We start from the raw sequence: 15,485 nt of genomic DNA on the forward strand, positions 1-15,485 counted from the left end.
TCTCCTAGGGGACGGGATCATACCCTCCCTTGTGAAAAGGATGACATCTAAGGATTCGTCTTACCGCTAAATACCCTCCCTTAACCGGCCCATATTTAGTTAGGCTTTCAAGGGCGTAATGAGAACAGGTGGGATAATATCTGCAACAAGGCGGAAACAAGGGAGAAATACACTTTTGGTATACCTTTACGCCTGCACATAATAAAAACGTAAAAATACGCTCAATTGTTTTCAGATAATGGTGTTTCATATTGTTGAGATCGAACAGAGAACATATCCGCTTTTTTAAACAAACAATCCAGCTGAGCCGTACGCAAAGAAAAAGTATCATGCCCAGGGAATACAAGCAGAAGAATATCCTTTCCTATTATGAGCCGGGATTTCATCTGCCGGTACACCTCTTTAGATAAACGGCGCGCCTTATTTCTTTGTACGGCAGAACCGTAATGTCGTTTAAATGTACAAACAAAACGATTATATGGTAACTTATTCGGTAAAACGAACAACTTTGCGCCGTCGCAGCTATAGCGGTGTCCTATTTTAAACATACTTCGTATCCGCACGGCGCCGCAAAGACGCTCTTCTTTAGGCAAACAAGAGCGTTCCATGTGTTAAAACTCTTAGTAACTCTTTTTTTCGTCGGACACGGAAAGCTTATAGCGTCCTTTTGCACGGCGGCTCTTTAAAACCGCGCGTCCTCCGCGTGTTGCCATACGCGCACGAAATCCATGACGGCGCAAACGTTTTGTTCTGCTCGGTTGAAATGTCCGTTTCATAAAACTAGACTCCTTCTATATATAGTTATCAGGCGTATTAACCGCCTAAAAGATCTCGGGATAACGAGGAAAGCAAAATTTCCTTTAGCGGCTGAAAATAAACCTTCCTCAAAATACTAGACAGACGACTATACTATACCACCATAAAAAAGTCAATCAACGAGAAATGATTTTCAGGGCAAAACCTTGAGTAAAATTTCGCGGATCAAAAAAAAGGCATCCTTAAATTAAGGATGCCTTTTCAAACTTAGCAGGGGTAGGACTTGAACCTACGACTTCCGGGTTATGAGCCCGACGAGCTGCCAACTGCTCTACCCTGCGGTGTACGGGGTGTAAGATAAACCACAATCGGAAAAATGTCAAGTATTATTGTACATCCAATTTTAGACGGGCACACGGCGTGCAATACCAAGGATAGTCAAATCATCGTATTGAATATCTTCTTTTATTTGTTTGTAGTAAAAATATTCATCATAAATAGGATGCGGCGCCTTATCACAACAGTAAATATCATATTGTAGGAAGCACTTACTCAAGAATGCATCGATTTTTTTATCGACCTGCACACAATCAAAAGACTGTGCGGAACTGTCTTTATACATTCTAAAGACTTTCTCAACAGAAATAAGCGCCAGAACGGCATCTTCAATCGTTCCGTTACACGAAGAGAAATCAAAATCCATCTGCTCATACATAAGATCGCTTTGACGTTTTTTGAGCGTAAATTTTTTCCGGGCAAAGACCGCCTCAATAATCTCTTCAACCCTGTCTTTTCCCAATGTTTCGCTGTCGGTACCGATCAGATGGCTGTTGTCGTCTTTATCCTCCGGCAATACAGCAGCTGAATCATTCTTCGGTTTCGAAATCGGCACACGCAGCTTCCGTTTTGACTCTTCGATACCGTCAGTATAAAGAAACAGTATATCTCCGCAATTCAGGTGTATTTTTTCAATCGGATACCCACCGTTAAGACTTATCATCTCTGAAGAGAACACCCCTGCAGCCGACCCTGAACGTAAGGTATAGCTTTTCAAACGTCGTGCCTGTTTGTCGTAGATATGAACGATATTATCGCCTGCATTACAGAAATACGCATCACCGACACGCATATTGATAATACAAAGGCTAAATGCAGCAAAACGCCCCACAAATCCGTGCGATTCGATAACGTCATTAATCCGCATAACGATAGTGCTGAGGTTATAACCGTCTCGTTTATAGTTCCAGTTTTGAAAATAGCTTTGGAACAACGTCGCTACTTCTACCATAATAAGGGCGGCGGGAACCCCCTTCCCTGCAACATCGCACTTTATAACGGCATAATGGAAGGCATCCAATTTTCTATAATCAAAATAATCACCCGAAACACCGTGCGCACCTTCATAATAACCGAAAAATTCGGAATAAACGTCACGATGACTGCCCGTTGTCAGCTTCCTGCCGGAAGAACTAAGATCCAGCGGGATAAACATTTTTTGTATCTCTTTACCAACCTTTAAATCTTTAGAAATAGCAGCGGCAGCAGCCAATCTTTCCGTCATATCGTTAATCGTCGTACCAAGCATCCCGAATTCGTCCCGCGAGGTAACTTGAACCGACCTACCGGCCAGCTTCTCTTTATCTTCCGTATCACGGATTAACGCAACGTGCGCCGCCAAAAGACCGAGCGGCCGTACAAATAATGAGCTGAGGAACCATGCGGTAGAGATACCTGCAATCAACACGATTAATGAGATCTTCGCAATAATACGAATCAATCGGTTTTGCTGGTCGTTTATTTTTTCCAAAAGACCTTCTACCGAAATATTAACAAATACGATTCCCTGCACACATTCCTGCGGATTATCGGGATTATAATAGATAATCGGTTCGTAGAATAAATATTCCGTCCTTTTTTTTGAAAGACTCTGTATTGAATAATCCGGATATGAACCGAAACCTTGATCGGCCAATGCCGAAAGATTGGATTGCAGTTTTGCTTCCAGATGTCTGATACTTGCCTGAATTTCAGTTTGGCGCTTGAGTATATACGGATCTCGATGTGTATCGAGCGCTTCCATTTCATCCATAAGCAGTTGAATCGAATCGATGTGCTGATGGACGATTAGCGTGGCTTCGCTATTGATATACGTCAACTTTTGCAGGATTTCTTCGATTCCTTCAGGATAAAACTGAGATTCTCCAGGGATATACCGATGAGTATTAATCACTTTAGTGATATCTTGATAGTCAGTTGCGAGAACATAGTGAAGCCCCGTCTGCCCGGGAAGGCTGCTTTTTCCCGTAACAACGACATATTTTGCTTCGGGGAAGGTAACACGATTCAATAATAAAATGTCCAAATCTTCCTGATTGGGATTTGAAAAATGTGTCTGAACTCGCAATTCAAGGTTATCAAGCAATATTTTTGTTTGCAGCAAAAGACTGTTTGAAAGTAAATCTTTATATGGACGGATAATAGCAATAGCGAGAGCCATAGCAACACTGGCAATAACAACAAGCAAAATAGTAACGATGATAACGATAAATTTTATACGGACACTACTCCATAAACTTACCGTTGGTTTGTATTTTTTTATGTTATCAAGGGCATTTTTGCTTGCTTCCATGCTCGCTCCCGGTAAACTGCTTCATTGTTTTCGTTATTCTTGATTGAATCAAAAAATATTATACAGCAAATACGCCACAAACAAAAGAGGGTATCTATAAAAAAAGAAGCAAAATTGTAACAAAACAAACCTTTTAATATAGGAAACCTCTAAAAACGTCACCAAGTTTTCAGAGATGCCCTATATTTATATTTAAAAATTTATTGTGAAATATAGCTGCCCACAAAATCCATTACGGTAACGGCGCCGTAAGGTGCATTTCCGGTCTTGTTAAAGCCGATACCGACCTTCTTAAACGCTTGTTGTAGAATATTAATCCGGTGTCCACGACTCGGCACTCCGTCATCGATCAAAAGCTGAACAACGATTTGCCGTGCCGTCACGCTGCCATACGCGCAATTTTCGCCGCAAAGAATACCCCACGTTCCGTAGCGGCTGATACGGGTAACAAGGTCGGAACCGTCGCTCCCCGTATGCCCCATTCCTCCGGTACGAGCCTGATCATCCGCAAGCCATTGCGCCGAACGGCACAGCCCTGTTTCCAAAGTTAGCGGCTCCACAGCAGCCGTAGTCTTTAGTACCCGTATACATTCCTGCAACGGTGCGATGCCTTCTTGAGTTAGCAGTCGAACTTTCCCCGGTTCGGTATATATATTCCCGTCGAAATATCTAAGCCGCGGTTCCAATACTTCGGCCGCATACCGCTTAGGATTTGTTCTTACGAAATTCAGTTCCTTTACGACTTCTTCCGCAAGGTATCTCGTGTCACTTAACGGTGTATCCGGCACCATGATATTATTGCCGGTAGTACAAGAAAACAAAAACAGCACAAATGCTGTCAGTAAAACAAATAGTCTCTTTTCCATATATTATATACTGTATTCAATTTGCAATAAATAAGCAAGATTTCCATAGACCCCCGTTGTCATATAAGTTATAATTGCCCCTTATGAAACGGCTGTTGATTGTTTTATTGGTTACTACTGCGATGTCGGTTCATGCGCAGGATTTCCTGTTGGCAGGTACGCAGGACGGATTATATAAGCTTACCTCGGTGTCCGCACAAAAGATTTGGGATACGGCCGCGGTGCGCAAAATTATCAGAAGCGGCAATACATGGTTTTTTCTCACCGATAACGGCATTGCGCGATCGGATAATGTAACGCAGTTTGAGTATATCAACGACGGCCTTCCGATAAAAGTGATAAAAAAGATAACCGGCAGCGAAAAGTCCTTTATTAAAAAGCCTCAGATGCTGAAAGATTTGGAAGCGCATCCGTCCCGCCCCGATACCCTTATTACCGCCACAAACAGCGCTGTGTTTTTAAGTGAAGACGGCGGACGACATTGGCGCAATCTCGGCTGCCATACTCCGATCAATGGGTTAAAGGCCGTCTGTGTACTCGATTTGCCGGATGCACAGGGAAATCCGCAGCTGACAGTCCTTGCCTCCCACTCCATCTACGGCGTAGCATGGAAACAGCCGTCCGCTTCCGACAAATGGCAGCCGTTAAGCGAAGGTCTTATCCCCGGGCCGGAAAGTGACGAAGAAATTTCCGATATTGTCGTATATACCCACCAGCAAAAACAGGAAGTGTATGCCGCGCAAACATTTACCGGCAAACTGTACCAACTCGACTGGCCGACAAAGAGCTTCCATGCCGTTTCGGAGTGGACGGACAGCATTGCAGGTGCGCGCTGCATCGACGGGCTCAGCCCTGCTGCCGTATCCATTATCGGCTGTAAAAACGGCGGCTTGTTTGAAATACCGCTGATGCTGCCGGCTCCCGCTCCCAATCGGCTAAAGGGAATAGAGCTGAGCCTTAAACGCATCGCTACAAATCCGCTTTCGGCGTGGATACCGCAGCGGATGACGCGGCTCGGTAAAGCGGTGAGCCTTTCGGAATTGTGGCTGTTCGACGAGGGAGAAAAAACACGGAAAACGGACTATCTCCGCCGCGCTACGGGACGGAAAGGCGTGTATCTACCGGCGCATCAGGCGAGGACAGCCGCCGGTTTGCAGCGCTACTTTGACCTGCTTGAACAAAATAAGCTCGATACGCTCGTTATCGATATGAAAGACGATTTCGGCTTTGTCCGCTACGACTCACAGGATGAAGAAATACAGGCAGTGGGAGCGGTGCGTCCCTTTATTCAGCTGGAAGATTTTACTGCAAAAGCAAAAGAACGTAACGTCTACCTCGTTGCCCGTATCGTTGTGTTCAAGGATAAGCAGCTGTATCGATACCGAAAAAACGTGTATGCAGTAAAAGACAAAAGCGGCAACCCGTGGCAGGGTTATAAAACCGTTGACGAAACGGCAGAGCCGATTGAAGAATATTGGGTAGACCCCTACAACGAAAACGTATGGAAGTACAATACGGCAATTGCGGAAGAACTGATCCGGAGAGGTTTTGATGAAGTTCAGTTCGACTATATCCGCTTTCCCACCGATGGGGAAAATCTCTATGCGGCACGGTACCCTGCGCAGGAGCAGGGCATGGATAAGGAAAGCGCCATCATGTCCTTTCTTGCCTACGCCCGGGAAAAAATTCATGCGCCGATTTCAATCGATATTTACGGGGCGAACGGATGGTACCGCACCGGAGCGCGCACGGGACAGGAAGTAGAAGTGCTTGCCGATTACGTGGATGTGATATGCCCGATGTTTTATCCCAGCCATTTCCGGCAAAGCTTTCTTGCGCAACAACCGGCAGAGGAACGCCCGTACCGCATTTATCAGCAAGGCTCCTACCGGAATAAGATTATTGCGCACAATAAGGTGATTATCCGGCCGTGGACACAGGCGTTTTATATTCCCGTATCCTACGATAAAAAGTATTATAATGAAGATTATGTGCAGCGGCAGATTATCGGCATTAAGGATTCCATTGATGAAGGCTATGCCTATTGGAATAATTCCGGCCGTTACGCCGACATCCGCCCCGACGGCCTCCCACTACCGAAATAAACTTTCCCTGCTATAGTTGTTCGCCGGAGCGGATTTTTTCTTCAAAGCGTTCCAGCTCTTTACCTTTAAGTCCGCTTTCTTTGCCTTGCAGTAGATTGCGCACAGCTTCCAATTCGGCGCCGGAAAGATGCACACCGGTTAAGCTATGCTTTTCAAACGATTTTGTTGCAAGAGGCGCCACATTTCGGCAAATCTCCAGCAGCACAAAAGCGTAATCGCGGATTTCCTTTTGAGCATGGCTATCGCAACGGAGCTTTAAGAAGTGAAAGAGGTTGTGTAAATCGATTTGCCAATACATTTCCGTGTACGCTGAAAGAGGTAAATTGATACGGGCAAGTTCCCGCGCCAGTTTTGTATCGATAAGCGCACTATATTCACGATAGGCAGTCTCCTGCTGTGCGTGCAAGGCATCCCGTATCTGCGTCCGCACCTCAAGCGGAGCAGGTTCGCTCATACGTCCTTGCCGGTTATCCGTACTTTGGAACGCGATATCCTCGGACGCAGGCAGATAACACTCATCCCGCATAATCGAATACCGTCCGGAAATTTCGTTGAGCCGTGCCGTCCGGTGCCGCACCCACTGCCGCGCAACAAAAATCGGCATTTTTATATGGAAGGTCAGCACAACCTGCTCAAACGGGGACGTATGCTGATGCCGCAACAGATAATCGATCAGCCCCGCATCTTCGCGAACGCTTTTTGTGCCATCTCCATACGACACCCGTGCCGCTTGTACAATACGCGCATCTCCGCCAAGATAATCAACCAACCGAACAAAGCCTTTGTCCAGTACCTTATATTCTTTATCAAGAATTTCTTCCGCTGTGGGAACAATACAATGAGCCATATCTTATATATCGGTATTTTTCTGCTGTATAATTAATTAATACCGTCAAGCGGGAGATGTCCCTGCGGCTTAAAATCGCCGAGCAATGCACCGAAGCCTGCGGTAAACGAAACCGGCGCGTAGCTGTACAGTGCAATCGCCGTTGGTATTTCCGGAATACCTGACAAGAATACCGGTGAAAGGCAGGAGAAAATAATATACCGCTTTTTGGGATAGGCTTTATAAAGCTGCTGTAAGACTTTGAGCGATGAATCGTTTGAAAGACAGAAGATAACGGTATCGCTTGCAGCGGTCTTGGTAAAAATACCGTCCGACAGATTACTCGTTTGAGCGGCGGGAAAGCGTTTTAAGCCCGCCTGTAAAAAAGCGGAATACGAACCGGCAAGCAATATCTTTTCTCCGGTTTTTGTCGTATACGGAATGTATTTGCCGCGGACAACGGTAACCGCCCGTGCGGCAAGGGAAAGAAAGAAAGCCTGTCCTTCGGCATCGGGCAGCTTTTCGGGAATAGTGTATATATCGGGATAGAGCGGTACTGCATTGCCGCTTTTAAAATACCGAAGTTTTGCTTCGATAATTCTGTATGCCGCGTCCTTAACCCGCAGCCTGAATGCTTCGTTGGTTTGCATCCGCTGTAAATTTTCAGTCCAAAATGTATCGTAGAGGCGCGGCGTGGTAGAGGATTCGATAATATCGTTTCCTGCCTCAAGTGCGAGCTGTACCGCTTTAGCAATCGTACCGGCATAGCGGATGGCTCCGTGCATCATCATATCGTCAGTAATAACCAAGCCTTTAAACCCGAGCTGGCCGCGCAGCACGGTTTGCAGTAAATACTGAGAAAACGAAGCAGGCTCTCCGTGTTCGGATACGGCGGGAAAGTGTAAATGTCCGGTCATAATTGCCGGTACATCCGCTTCGATGAGGTATTGAAACGGTACCAGTTCGCGGTTATAGAAGGTCTCTTTGGAGATGGCAATGCTCGGCAGCTTTCCATGACTGTCAAGCGCGGTATCTCCATGTCCGGGGAAATGCTTGGCAGTTGTCAGTACGCCTGCCTTTTTACTCCCCTGCATAAAGGCACGGGCTAAAATTCCCGCCGCCTCCGGCGATTGCCCGAAAGAACGCGGCCCGATAATAGAAGATTCATGGTTGGTATAGAGGTCTACCGTCGGTGCAAAATTGAGATTGATGCCAAGAGCCGAGAGCTCCCGGGCAATATAAAAGCCTTCGTAGTAGGCGTCTATCGGATAACCGGAGGCGCCGATGGCGAGGTTACCGGGCGTTTCCGACGTACGTCCTTTAACGTGGCGTATCCAGCCCCCTTCCTGATCGGTTGCAACAAAAAGCGGGATACGGAAGCGGGTACTGTTGGCCTTTTTTTGTAAAAGGCTGATAGCCTTTGCCAGTTCAACGCTATCCTCAGTATTCCAGCCGAATATTTTGATACTGCCCAGGCTCCGTTCGGTAATCCAGCTCATTAAAAGATCGGTCGGCGCCTGCCCTGCCCATCCGAACATGAATGTTTGAGACAGCAGCTCTTCGTCGGTCATTGCATCCGTAATCCGGCTGGCAAGTTCCGCGGCGGGTACTGCGTCGTAAAAATCGGGCAGCGTTTTAAGTGCAGTAGTTTGAGCTTGAGCGTTCAGTTGAGTATTGACCTGCAGTAAAATCGGCAGTGCGGCGCCGAATAGGACGGCGGCGAAAAGATGTTTACGGCGCAAAGCGGTTAACTGTGCAGGCTATCGATATAAGCTGCTGCCGTATGAGCGGCAATCGCGCCGTCTGCAACTGCAGTAACCACCTGCCGGAAAGACTTAGCGCGCACATCGCCTGCCGCGTAAAGCCCTTCGATAGAGGTTCGCATATCCTCATCGGTAACGATATATCCCGTTGCATCCTTTGTTGCGTCGGGGAATAATTCCGTTTTAGGATTCATACCGACAAAAAAGAAGACTGCATCACAGGCAAGTTCCCGTTCTTCCTGCGTCTTTACATTCCGCAGTACAACGGCCGTTACCTTATCGGCTCCTTTAATCTCCGTGACGGTCGTATCGAATATCGCCGTTATATGAGGATTATTCAATGTCCGGGTAACGAGCGCCTTTTGCGCACGGAAGGTGTCGCGGCGGTGTACCATCGTAACGGTATCCGTTAGATTGGCAAGGAAGAGCGCTTCATCGCAAGCGGCATCCCCTCCGCCGACCACAACGATATGCTTATTTCTAAAGAAGGGGCCGTCGCAGGTAGCGCAGTATGAAACGCCTTTCCCCTGCAGCTCTTTTTCGCCCTTTACACCGAGGCTGCGGTGCTCCGCCCCCGTCGCAAGAATAACGGCAAGCGCCGTGTAAGTTGCTCCGGCGGTTTGCACGGTAAAGGTTTTATCTCCGTTTTTTGTAACGGCTTCTACCTTGTCGGAAGCAAACTCCGCCCCGAAACCTGCCGCTTGTTTACGCATATTTTCGGAAAATTCAAAACCGTTAATCGGTTCGGCATATCCGGGATAATTTTCAAGCGAATCGATTAAAATTGCCTGTCCGCCCGGCGCTTTTTCTTCCAGCACTAATACTTTTAAGTTTGATCGGCACGCATATTGCGCCGCAGCCATACCCGCCGCGCCGGCACCGATAACGATAATATCATAATTTGTATTCATTATTATAATGTACGAAAAAAGAAAGTCTTGGTCAATTGAACGCGCGCCTTGCAGAAAAGAGAGCAAAATAGTACACTCATGCCTACATTTGTGATCCGGAGGTTTTATTATGCGGTTTGTTCAAATAATGAAAGACAAAGCGAAAGAATATCACAATCGCTTGGTTTTGCCTGAAGCGACAGAGGCTCGTACCTTACGTGCGGCTCGTGCGCTTATTGATATGCAAATTCCCGCGGAATTATTTTTAGTCGGAAAGAAAGCTGAGGTTGAAGGAGCCTGCAAAAAGTTAGGCGTATTGACCGATGGGTTTACTATTATCGATCCTGAACATTCCGAATGGACGGAAGATTTTGCTGTAGCATTATACGAAAAACGGAAGGCTAAGGGAATGACGCCTGAGGAAGCAAAAAAAGAGATGCACGATCCTTTACGGTTTGGCGCAATGATGCTCGCACAGGACAAGGCCGATGCGATGGTAGCCGGTGCGGAAAACACAACTGCAAACGTATTGCGTGCGGGGCTCACTATCGTCGGCGTAAAGAAAGGTGTTAAAACCGCATCTTCCTGCTTTATCGTGGATACCAAGAGTACCGAGTGGGGAACGAACGGTGTATTGATTTTCTCGGATTCTGCGGTTATCCCCAACCCCACCGCCGAACAATTAGCGGATATCGCAACTGCAGCTGCGGAAAGTTATCGTGCCTTTGTCGGCCATGAACCTGTCGTTGCACTCCTTTCATACTCGACAAAAGGTTCCGGTGGCGATAAAGATGAAAGCCTCATCAAAGTACGCGAAGCCGTTAAGTTGCTGGATGAGCGGAAAGTAAATTTCTGCTATGACGGTGAGCTGCAGCTTGATGCCGCGCTCATACCGGAAGTAACCGATAGAAAAGCGCCCGGCAGTCCTATCCGCGATAAGGTAAACACGTTGATATTCCCCGATCTTAATTCGGGAAATATCGGGTATAAGTTGGTACAGCGCTTTGCAAAAGCAGATGCTTACGGTCCCTTTATGCAGGGCTTTGCAAAACCGTTATCGGACTTGTCCCGCGGCTGTTCGACCGAAGATATTGTTGTAACGGCAGTTGTAACACTCGTACAGGCAGGTAAAAAATAAACGTGAGCCGTTTATTCGTGCGGAGAACTCATTACCCCGACACGCTGTGCGCCGGGGTAGGTTGATTTCAGCAGAAGGACACCGGACGGCCACATCAATACCGCAGCGCAATGTCTGATGCGTTCATGCTGTTGTACGGATTAAAATTCGTTATCAAAAATAGGCGATTCGAATAAACGGTCTAATTCCCGTTCAGAATACCGTTTGGAATTTAAAAAATTTTCTTTTACCAGTTCTCGTGTTTCTTTATCTAAAACCAGCTTCTTTTCATCCCGTAAATAAACGACCAAATCTTCAAATACCGATAAAGGAAGCCACGGGAAGGCAATATCAAAAATATTATACCATGCATAGTATTGCTTCATATTTTCATCGGTTAACAACACCCCTTGATCTTTTAACCGATCCCGGGTTACGGGGTGAATAGTAAATACCTTTTCATTTAATAGATTACAATAATCCTCGGCAGAGAAAAAGGCGCCTGTTTTTCTAATCAGTTCGGTTTTTTCAACAGATGGAACATCAGCTAAGATAGAAGCTGTTACAAAATTAAGCCCTTCCTGGCTGATTTTGCTTAGTTCCTTACCTTCGCTTTCTGCCAAAGTAAGGCTTTCCTTTAACAGTCCTTTTTCCAAAAGCGGCTTTAAAATATCTATGGCTTCCATAATTTTTAGTATAACCGAAAGAGCAATAAAAAACCAGCCTATCTTCTTTTTGTGCACAATTTTTTTTACATTTTATGCTTTTAGAAAAGACCGGCAGCCGCACCGCAGCCGCCGTAAAGGGTGGTTGTTCTACGCGGAGCAATACAAAAATGAGTCCGGTTCAGTCTCCCTGATACTCACCGGAGGGCATCGGCTTTTAAAAGCCAGCGGTAAAACTCCATGCCGCTAACCGGTTTGTCGGGTTCAAAGTTTTTACCGTCTGTAAGCGGTACAACGTCTTCTTCTACCGTACCGACAATAGCATCAAAGTAAACACCGTCCATCATCACATCGGGAATCGGCAGCCGCCGTTTGCTGGTATAATAGCGTGTGTATTTCTTTAAACGGACTTCATCATTACCTACAATTAAGCGCCATAAAAACAGTGCCGCATCTTTTTTTGATGCAAAGTCTTTGAGGACATCCCGCTCCGGATGATACCACCCGTTTTTTTGCAGATAATCGGCAAGCATCGGCGGTTTCCACTCTGCAGTACCGGTTATAAAATCGAGTGCGTTTGTAGAATCTTGTGTCAGTATCGCCATTTCTACCAATGAAAGAGGGGATGCTTGTAATATTTTTTCGGAAGTTTTCCGGATGGAAGCGCCGTCTAGTGTGTAAAGTTGTAAACTCTGCTCGCGCTGTTCACCGTAGAGCTGCTGATATTCTTCAGGCAAAAATGAAAGTGAAGCGTCAAAAGCTGCGAGCGCCTTCCGGTAGTCTTTTACGGCAAAATAGAGCCCACCGAGTTCCGCTTTCAGCCGGTAATAGGCTGGATTTTGTACAAGCCGCTCTTCCAAATAGGCTCTCCGCTTTTCTTGATCGGAAATAAGCCGCGCCGAAACCAATTGGACGTATTCATCATATTCATTTTGCTGCTTGGCCGCAGCTAACCGCTTCCGTGCTTCATTCGGTTGTTGCTGCAATAGGTATACGTCTGCAGAAAGTGCATACAGTCGTGCCAAATACGAAGAATCGGTAGACGGCTCCCGCAAAAAAGCATCGATATCCGTCTGTATCCGCCTGAGCTGTTCCGAGTTGTACCGTATCCGCTGCGAAACGATAGCCGATTCAAGCGTTGCAAGTGTTTTTTCACGAGCAGCTCCCACACCGCCTGAATAGCGGATATCCGTTTGCATGGAAGCACAAGAGATACCGCACAAAGTACAGAAAAGGATCATCGCGGCCATAATCGGCGATATGACCGGCGTTAACCGTATCCGAGGCTTTGTTATAGCAGTATTCTTGACAATCGGGTACCAAAAAAATTGAGCGTTATGGTTAATCATAGCTCGGCTCCTTTCCATATAATAGCAGACGTTATAATAGCAGCCTTTGCCGCAATTTTTCATTAACTTCTATCTTATAGAGGAACGAATTTTTTTTCAATGATATAATTTTATTTAATAAGGAAGGTATACGTTAACACATACGAATATGGAAGTTTTTAGAGGTTTCATGATGCCGTTTTACGCTGCGGCCGCAGCATGGGCGGCAGGTTAAAAATTAAGAAACTTATATCGGGCATCCCTAAAAATGTCGTTTTTTAGGGATGTCCCGCTCCTTTGTATAAATTAATTAGGGATAAGTGCGGCGGGGTTTCTCCTGAGCGACATTAACGCGGAGACGGCGTCCTTCAAATTCCTTTTCATTTAATTCTGCAATAGCATTTTGTGCAGCGCTTTCATCGGCCATTTCAACAAATCCGAAACCCTTTGAACGGTTGCTGAACTTGTCTTTAATTACAGCTGCCGAGACGACTTCGCCATAAGCTCCAAACAAGTTTGACAAACCTTCTTCCGTGGTTGCGTAGTTTAAATTTCCTACATAGATTTTCTGAGCCATACTCAAATCCTTTTTACCCTTTACGGTACTAAATAATGAATCCATACGGAAACAAGTTCTATGAGACCTTTATTTGATTATGTAAGCTGAACTTTCGGCTCTATCATTAATGGAAACAACGATCACGTAGATAAGCTACTGTAACATAGTTTCGCTAAGCGGTCAACCGACCAATACACGTATAAAAAAAAGGCTTACGCACTTTTGTGTGTAAGCCTTCATTAAAATACAATAGCCAAACAAAGTATGAGCTCAGAGCTTTGTATAATCACCTGCTTGTAAATGTTATGCAAAAAAGCGTTTAAGGTCTTCGTCCACAGAGGTAATTCCCGCAAGCCCGAATTTGCTCACCAAGACTTCCGTTACATTTTTTGACAGGAAGCCCGGAAGCGTCGGGCCGAGATGTATATTTTTTACCCCAAGCGATAGGAGCGCTAAAAGAACAATAACAGCCTTTTGTTCATACCACGCGATATTGAAGACAATCGGCAAATCATTGATATCGCTCAATCCGAAGATTTCTTTCAGCTTTAAGGCAATCAGCGCAAGCGAATAACTGTCGTTACACTGCCCTGCATCCAATACACGCGGGATACCGTTTATATCGCCGAGATTCAGCTTGTTATAGCGGTACTTGGCGCAACCTGCCGTTAAAATCACCGTATCTTTCGGAAGGGCTTGCGCAAAGTCGGTATAGTATGACCGCGCCCCCTGCCGTCCGTCACAGCCGCCCATAACGACAAACTTTTTAATAGCACCGCTCTTTACCGCTTCGACCACTTTATCCGCAAGGGCAAACACTTGTGCGTGGGCAAAACCGCCGATGATTTTCCCTGTTTCTATTTCTTGAGGCGGCGGACAGGTTTTTGCCTGCGCAATAATGGCGGAAAAGTCCTTGTGTCCGTCTTTATCAGCTTCGATATGTACACAGCCGGGATGTCCTGCCGCATTTGTCGTGTACATTCTTGTTACATAGGAGGCTTTTGTCGGAATGATACAGTTGGTTGTCATCAGGATGGGACCGTTAAAATTCGCAAAGTCGGAAGTTTGGCGCGCCCATGAACCGCCGTAGTTGCCTGCTAAATGCTTGTACTTCTTGAGCTTGGGATAATAATGCGCAGGAAGCATTTCGGAATGTGTATAAACGTCTACGCCCTGGCCTTCGGTTTGCTCAAGGAGCATTTCAATATCGCGCAAATCATGACCGGAAACCAATATACCGGGATTTTTCCGTACCCCGATAGAAACCTCCGTCATTTCGGGGTTGCCGTAGGTTCCGCTATTGGCGCCGTCCAGTAAAGCCATCCCTTTTACGCCGAATTCTCCCGTTTTAAGTGTGAGCGCAACCAACTCATCAACGGAAAGCGCTTCGTCGATTAATACGGAGAGCGTTTTTTGGATAAACGCATCTACTTCTTCATTCTCATGCTTTAGGATATTGGCATGCTTCATATATGCACAAAGCCCTTTCAGCCCGTAGATAATCAACTCTTTAAGAGCCCGCTTATCTTCATCCTTGGTTTGTAAAATACCGATGGTCAGTGCCTTTGCCAGCCGTGCAGAGGTATCGGCACCGATAAGAGTATCGATTTCGGCGTCCGCTTCAAGCTTTGCCTCTTTTCGCAAAGCGGCAATTGTTTCAAGGGTAAGCGTATTTTTTTTCTCAATTGCATCGGGATCAAAGTTGGCATTGGTAATTGTAACAAAGAGGTTGGTAGTTACGAGGTGGTTCACCTCTTTTGTTACCTTCATCCCATGCTCGCGCATATAAGAGGTAACAACAGAGAGCTTCTTTGTCGCCCAGATAAGGAAATCCTGTAGTCCTGCGACAACGGGATTCTTTCCGCAAACGCCGACTTTTATACAGCCGGTATTCTTAAACGTCTCTTGACATTGAAAACAAAACATCGAATCCATACATAACTCCTTGTGTGAAATTCTGAATGATACGGATTAAAGGCGA

General features: G+C 46.0%; 14 protein-coding genes and 1 tRNA gene. 2 read left to right on the plus strand and 13 right to left on the minus strand.

Annotation, left to right across the window (positions count from 1 at the left end; translation table 11 throughout):
* Positions 1 to 4: 4 nt before the first annotated feature.
* From yidD to E4N66_RS10825, 6 genes are all read right to left on the minus strand, one after another.
* Positions 5 to 331 carry a membrane protein insertion efficiency factor YidD gene (gene yidD, locus E4N66_RS10800; protein ID WP_369792406.1) on the minus strand — a complete coding sequence of 109 codons (327 nt, stop codon included), beginning with the start codon at positions 329 to 331 and terminating at the stop codon, positions 5 to 7.
* Complete coding sequence (locus E4N66_RS10805) at positions 222 to 608, minus strand: ribonuclease P protein component (RefSeq protein WP_044013887.1); 387 nt, start codon at positions 606 to 608, stop codon at positions 222 to 224. Before E4N66_RS10805 ends, yidD begins: the two co-directional genes overlap by 110 nt.
* A 12-nt stretch (positions 609 to 620) precedes the next feature.
* Positions 621 to 776 (minus strand): 50S ribosomal protein L34, encoded by a 156-nt coding sequence (rpmH, locus tag E4N66_RS10810; protein ID WP_006188846.1) that lies wholly within the window; start codon positions 774 to 776, stop codon positions 621 to 623.
* Between the two features lie 248 nt (positions 777 to 1,024).
* Positions 1,025 to 1,097: transfer RNA gene (locus tag E4N66_RS10815), tRNA-Met, on the minus strand.
* Positions 1,098 to 1,159: 62 nt separating this feature from the next.
* Positions 1,160 to 3,385: a SpoIIE family protein phosphatase gene (locus E4N66_RS10820; protein ID WP_253728022.1), complete on the minus strand. Its 2,226-nt coding sequence runs from the start codon at positions 3,383 to 3,385 to the stop codon at positions 1,160 to 1,162.
* Between the two features lie 200 nt (positions 3,386 to 3,585).
* Positions 3,586 to 4,251: a CAP domain-containing protein gene (locus tag E4N66_RS10825; RefSeq protein WP_253728023.1), complete on the minus strand. Its 666-nt coding sequence runs from the start codon at positions 4,249 to 4,251 to the stop codon at positions 3,586 to 3,588.
* Between the two features lie 83 nt (positions 4,252 to 4,334).
* Between E4N66_RS10825 and E4N66_RS10830 the strand changes: the two genes are divergently transcribed.
* Positions 4,335 to 6,356 carry a putative glycoside hydrolase gene (locus E4N66_RS10830; protein ID WP_253728024.1) on the plus strand — a complete coding sequence of 674 codons (2,022 nt, stop codon included), beginning with the start codon at positions 4,335 to 4,337 and terminating at the stop codon, positions 6,354 to 6,356.
* A 10-nt stretch (positions 6,357 to 6,366) separates the two neighbouring features.
* On the opposite strand, the gene thyX is transcribed toward E4N66_RS10830, so the two are convergent.
* From thyX to trxB, 3 genes are read right to left on the minus strand one after another with little or no spacing between them, the layout of a single operon-like run.
* Positions 6,367 to 7,203 carry an FAD-dependent thymidylate synthase gene (thyX, locus tag E4N66_RS10835; protein WP_253673761.1) on the minus strand — a complete coding sequence of 279 codons (837 nt, stop codon included), beginning with the start codon at positions 7,201 to 7,203 and terminating at the stop codon, positions 6,367 to 6,369.
* 32 nt (positions 7,204 to 7,235) lie between these two features.
* A complete protein-coding gene (locus E4N66_RS10840; RefSeq protein WP_253728025.1) occupies positions 7,236 to 8,924 on the minus strand; it encodes a glycoside hydrolase family 3 protein in 1,689 nt (562 codons plus the stop codon).
* 5 nt (positions 8,925 to 8,929) lie between these two features.
* Entirely contained in the window at positions 8,930 to 9,856 is a 927-nt protein-coding gene (trxB, locus tag E4N66_RS10845) for a thioredoxin-disulfide reductase (protein WP_253728026.1), read from the minus strand.
* 109 nt (positions 9,857 to 9,965) lie between these two features.
* On the opposite strand from trxB, the gene pta reads away from it, so the two are divergent.
* Positions 9,966 to 10,973: a phosphate acetyltransferase gene (gene pta / locus E4N66_RS10850; RefSeq protein ID WP_253728027.1), complete on the plus strand. Its 1,008-nt coding sequence runs from the start codon at positions 9,966 to 9,968 to the stop codon at positions 10,971 to 10,973.
* Between the two features lie 140 nt (positions 10,974 to 11,113).
* On the opposite strand, the gene E4N66_RS10855 is transcribed toward pta, so the two are convergent.
* The 4 genes from E4N66_RS10855 to hcp all read right to left on the minus strand — a co-directional run bounded on the left by E4N66_RS10855 (position 11,114) and on the right by hcp (position 15,439).
* The gene (locus E4N66_RS10855; protein ID WP_044016983.1) at positions 11,114 to 11,638 is read right to left on the minus strand and encodes a hypothetical protein; all 525 of its coding nucleotides are present in this window, start codon (positions 11,636 to 11,638) and stop codon (positions 11,114 to 11,116) included.
* Between the two features lie 176 nt (positions 11,639 to 11,814).
* Complete coding sequence (locus tag E4N66_RS10860; protein WP_253728028.1) at positions 11,815 to 12,966, minus strand: tetratricopeptide repeat protein; 1,152 nt, start codon at positions 12,964 to 12,966, stop codon at positions 11,815 to 11,817.
* Positions 12,967 to 13,255: 289 nt separating this feature from the next.
* Positions 13,256 to 13,522, minus strand: a complete 267-nt coding sequence (locus E4N66_RS10865) for an RNA-binding regulator (RefSeq protein WP_044013900.1) — start codon at positions 13,520 to 13,522, stop codon at positions 13,256 to 13,258.
* A gap of 285 nt (positions 13,523 to 13,807) precedes the next feature.
* Positions 13,808 to 15,439 carry a hydroxylamine reductase gene (gene hcp / locus E4N66_RS10870; protein WP_253728029.1) on the minus strand — a complete coding sequence of 544 codons (1,632 nt, stop codon included), beginning with the start codon at positions 15,437 to 15,439 and terminating at the stop codon, positions 13,808 to 13,810.
* Positions 15,440 to 15,485: the final 46 nt, after the last annotated feature.

This window comes from Treponema sp. OMZ 857, assembly GCF_024181085.1.
Lineage (GTDB): Bacteria > Spirochaetota > Spirochaetia > Treponematales > Treponemataceae > Treponema.

Coding starts and splice junctions, on each gene's coding strand:
- E4N66_RS10825 (WP_253728023.1), bottom strand. CDS start 4,251: ATGGAAAAGAGACTATTTGTTTTACTGACAGCATTTGTGCTGTTTTTG.
- hcp (WP_253728029.1), bottom strand. CDS start 15,439: ATGGATTCGATGTTTTGTTTTCAATGTCAAGAGACGTTTAAGAATACC.
- thyX (WP_253673761.1), bottom strand. CDS start 7,203: ATGGCTCATTGTATTGTTCCCACAGCGGAAGAAATTCTTGATAAAGAA.
- E4N66_RS10855 (WP_044016983.1), bottom strand. CDS start 11,638: ATGGAAGCCATAGATATTTTAAAGCCGCTTTTGGAAAAAGGACTGTTA.
- E4N66_RS10805 (WP_044013887.1), bottom strand. CDS start 608: ATGGAACGCTCTTGTTTGCCTAAAGAAGAGCGTCTTTGCGGCGCCGTG.
- trxB (WP_253728026.1), bottom strand. CDS start 9,856: ATGAATACAAATTATGATATTATCGTTATCGGTGCCGGCGCGGCGGGT.
- pta (WP_253728027.1), top strand. CDS start 9,966: ATGCGGTTTGTTCAAATAATGAAAGACAAAGCGAAAGAATATCACAAT.
- E4N66_RS10820 (WP_253728022.1), bottom strand. CDS start 3,385: ATGGAAGCAAGCAAAAATGCCCTTGATAACATAAAAAAATACAAACCA.
- yidD (WP_369792406.1), bottom strand. CDS start 331: ATGATACTTTTTCTTTGCGTACGGCTCAGCTGGATTGTTTGTTTAAAA.
- E4N66_RS10830 (WP_253728024.1), top strand. CDS start 4,335: ATGAAACGGCTGTTGATTGTTTTATTGGTTACTACTGCGATGTCGGTT.
- rpmH (WP_006188846.1), bottom strand. CDS start 776: ATGAAACGGACATTTCAACCGAGCAGAACAAAACGTTTGCGCCGTCAT.
- E4N66_RS10865 (WP_044013900.1), bottom strand. CDS start 13,522: ATGGCTCAGAAAATCTATGTAGGAAATTTAAACTACGCAACCACGGAA.
- E4N66_RS10860 (WP_253728028.1), bottom strand. CDS start 12,966: ATGATTAACCATAACGCTCAATTTTTTTGGTACCCGATTGTCAAGAAT.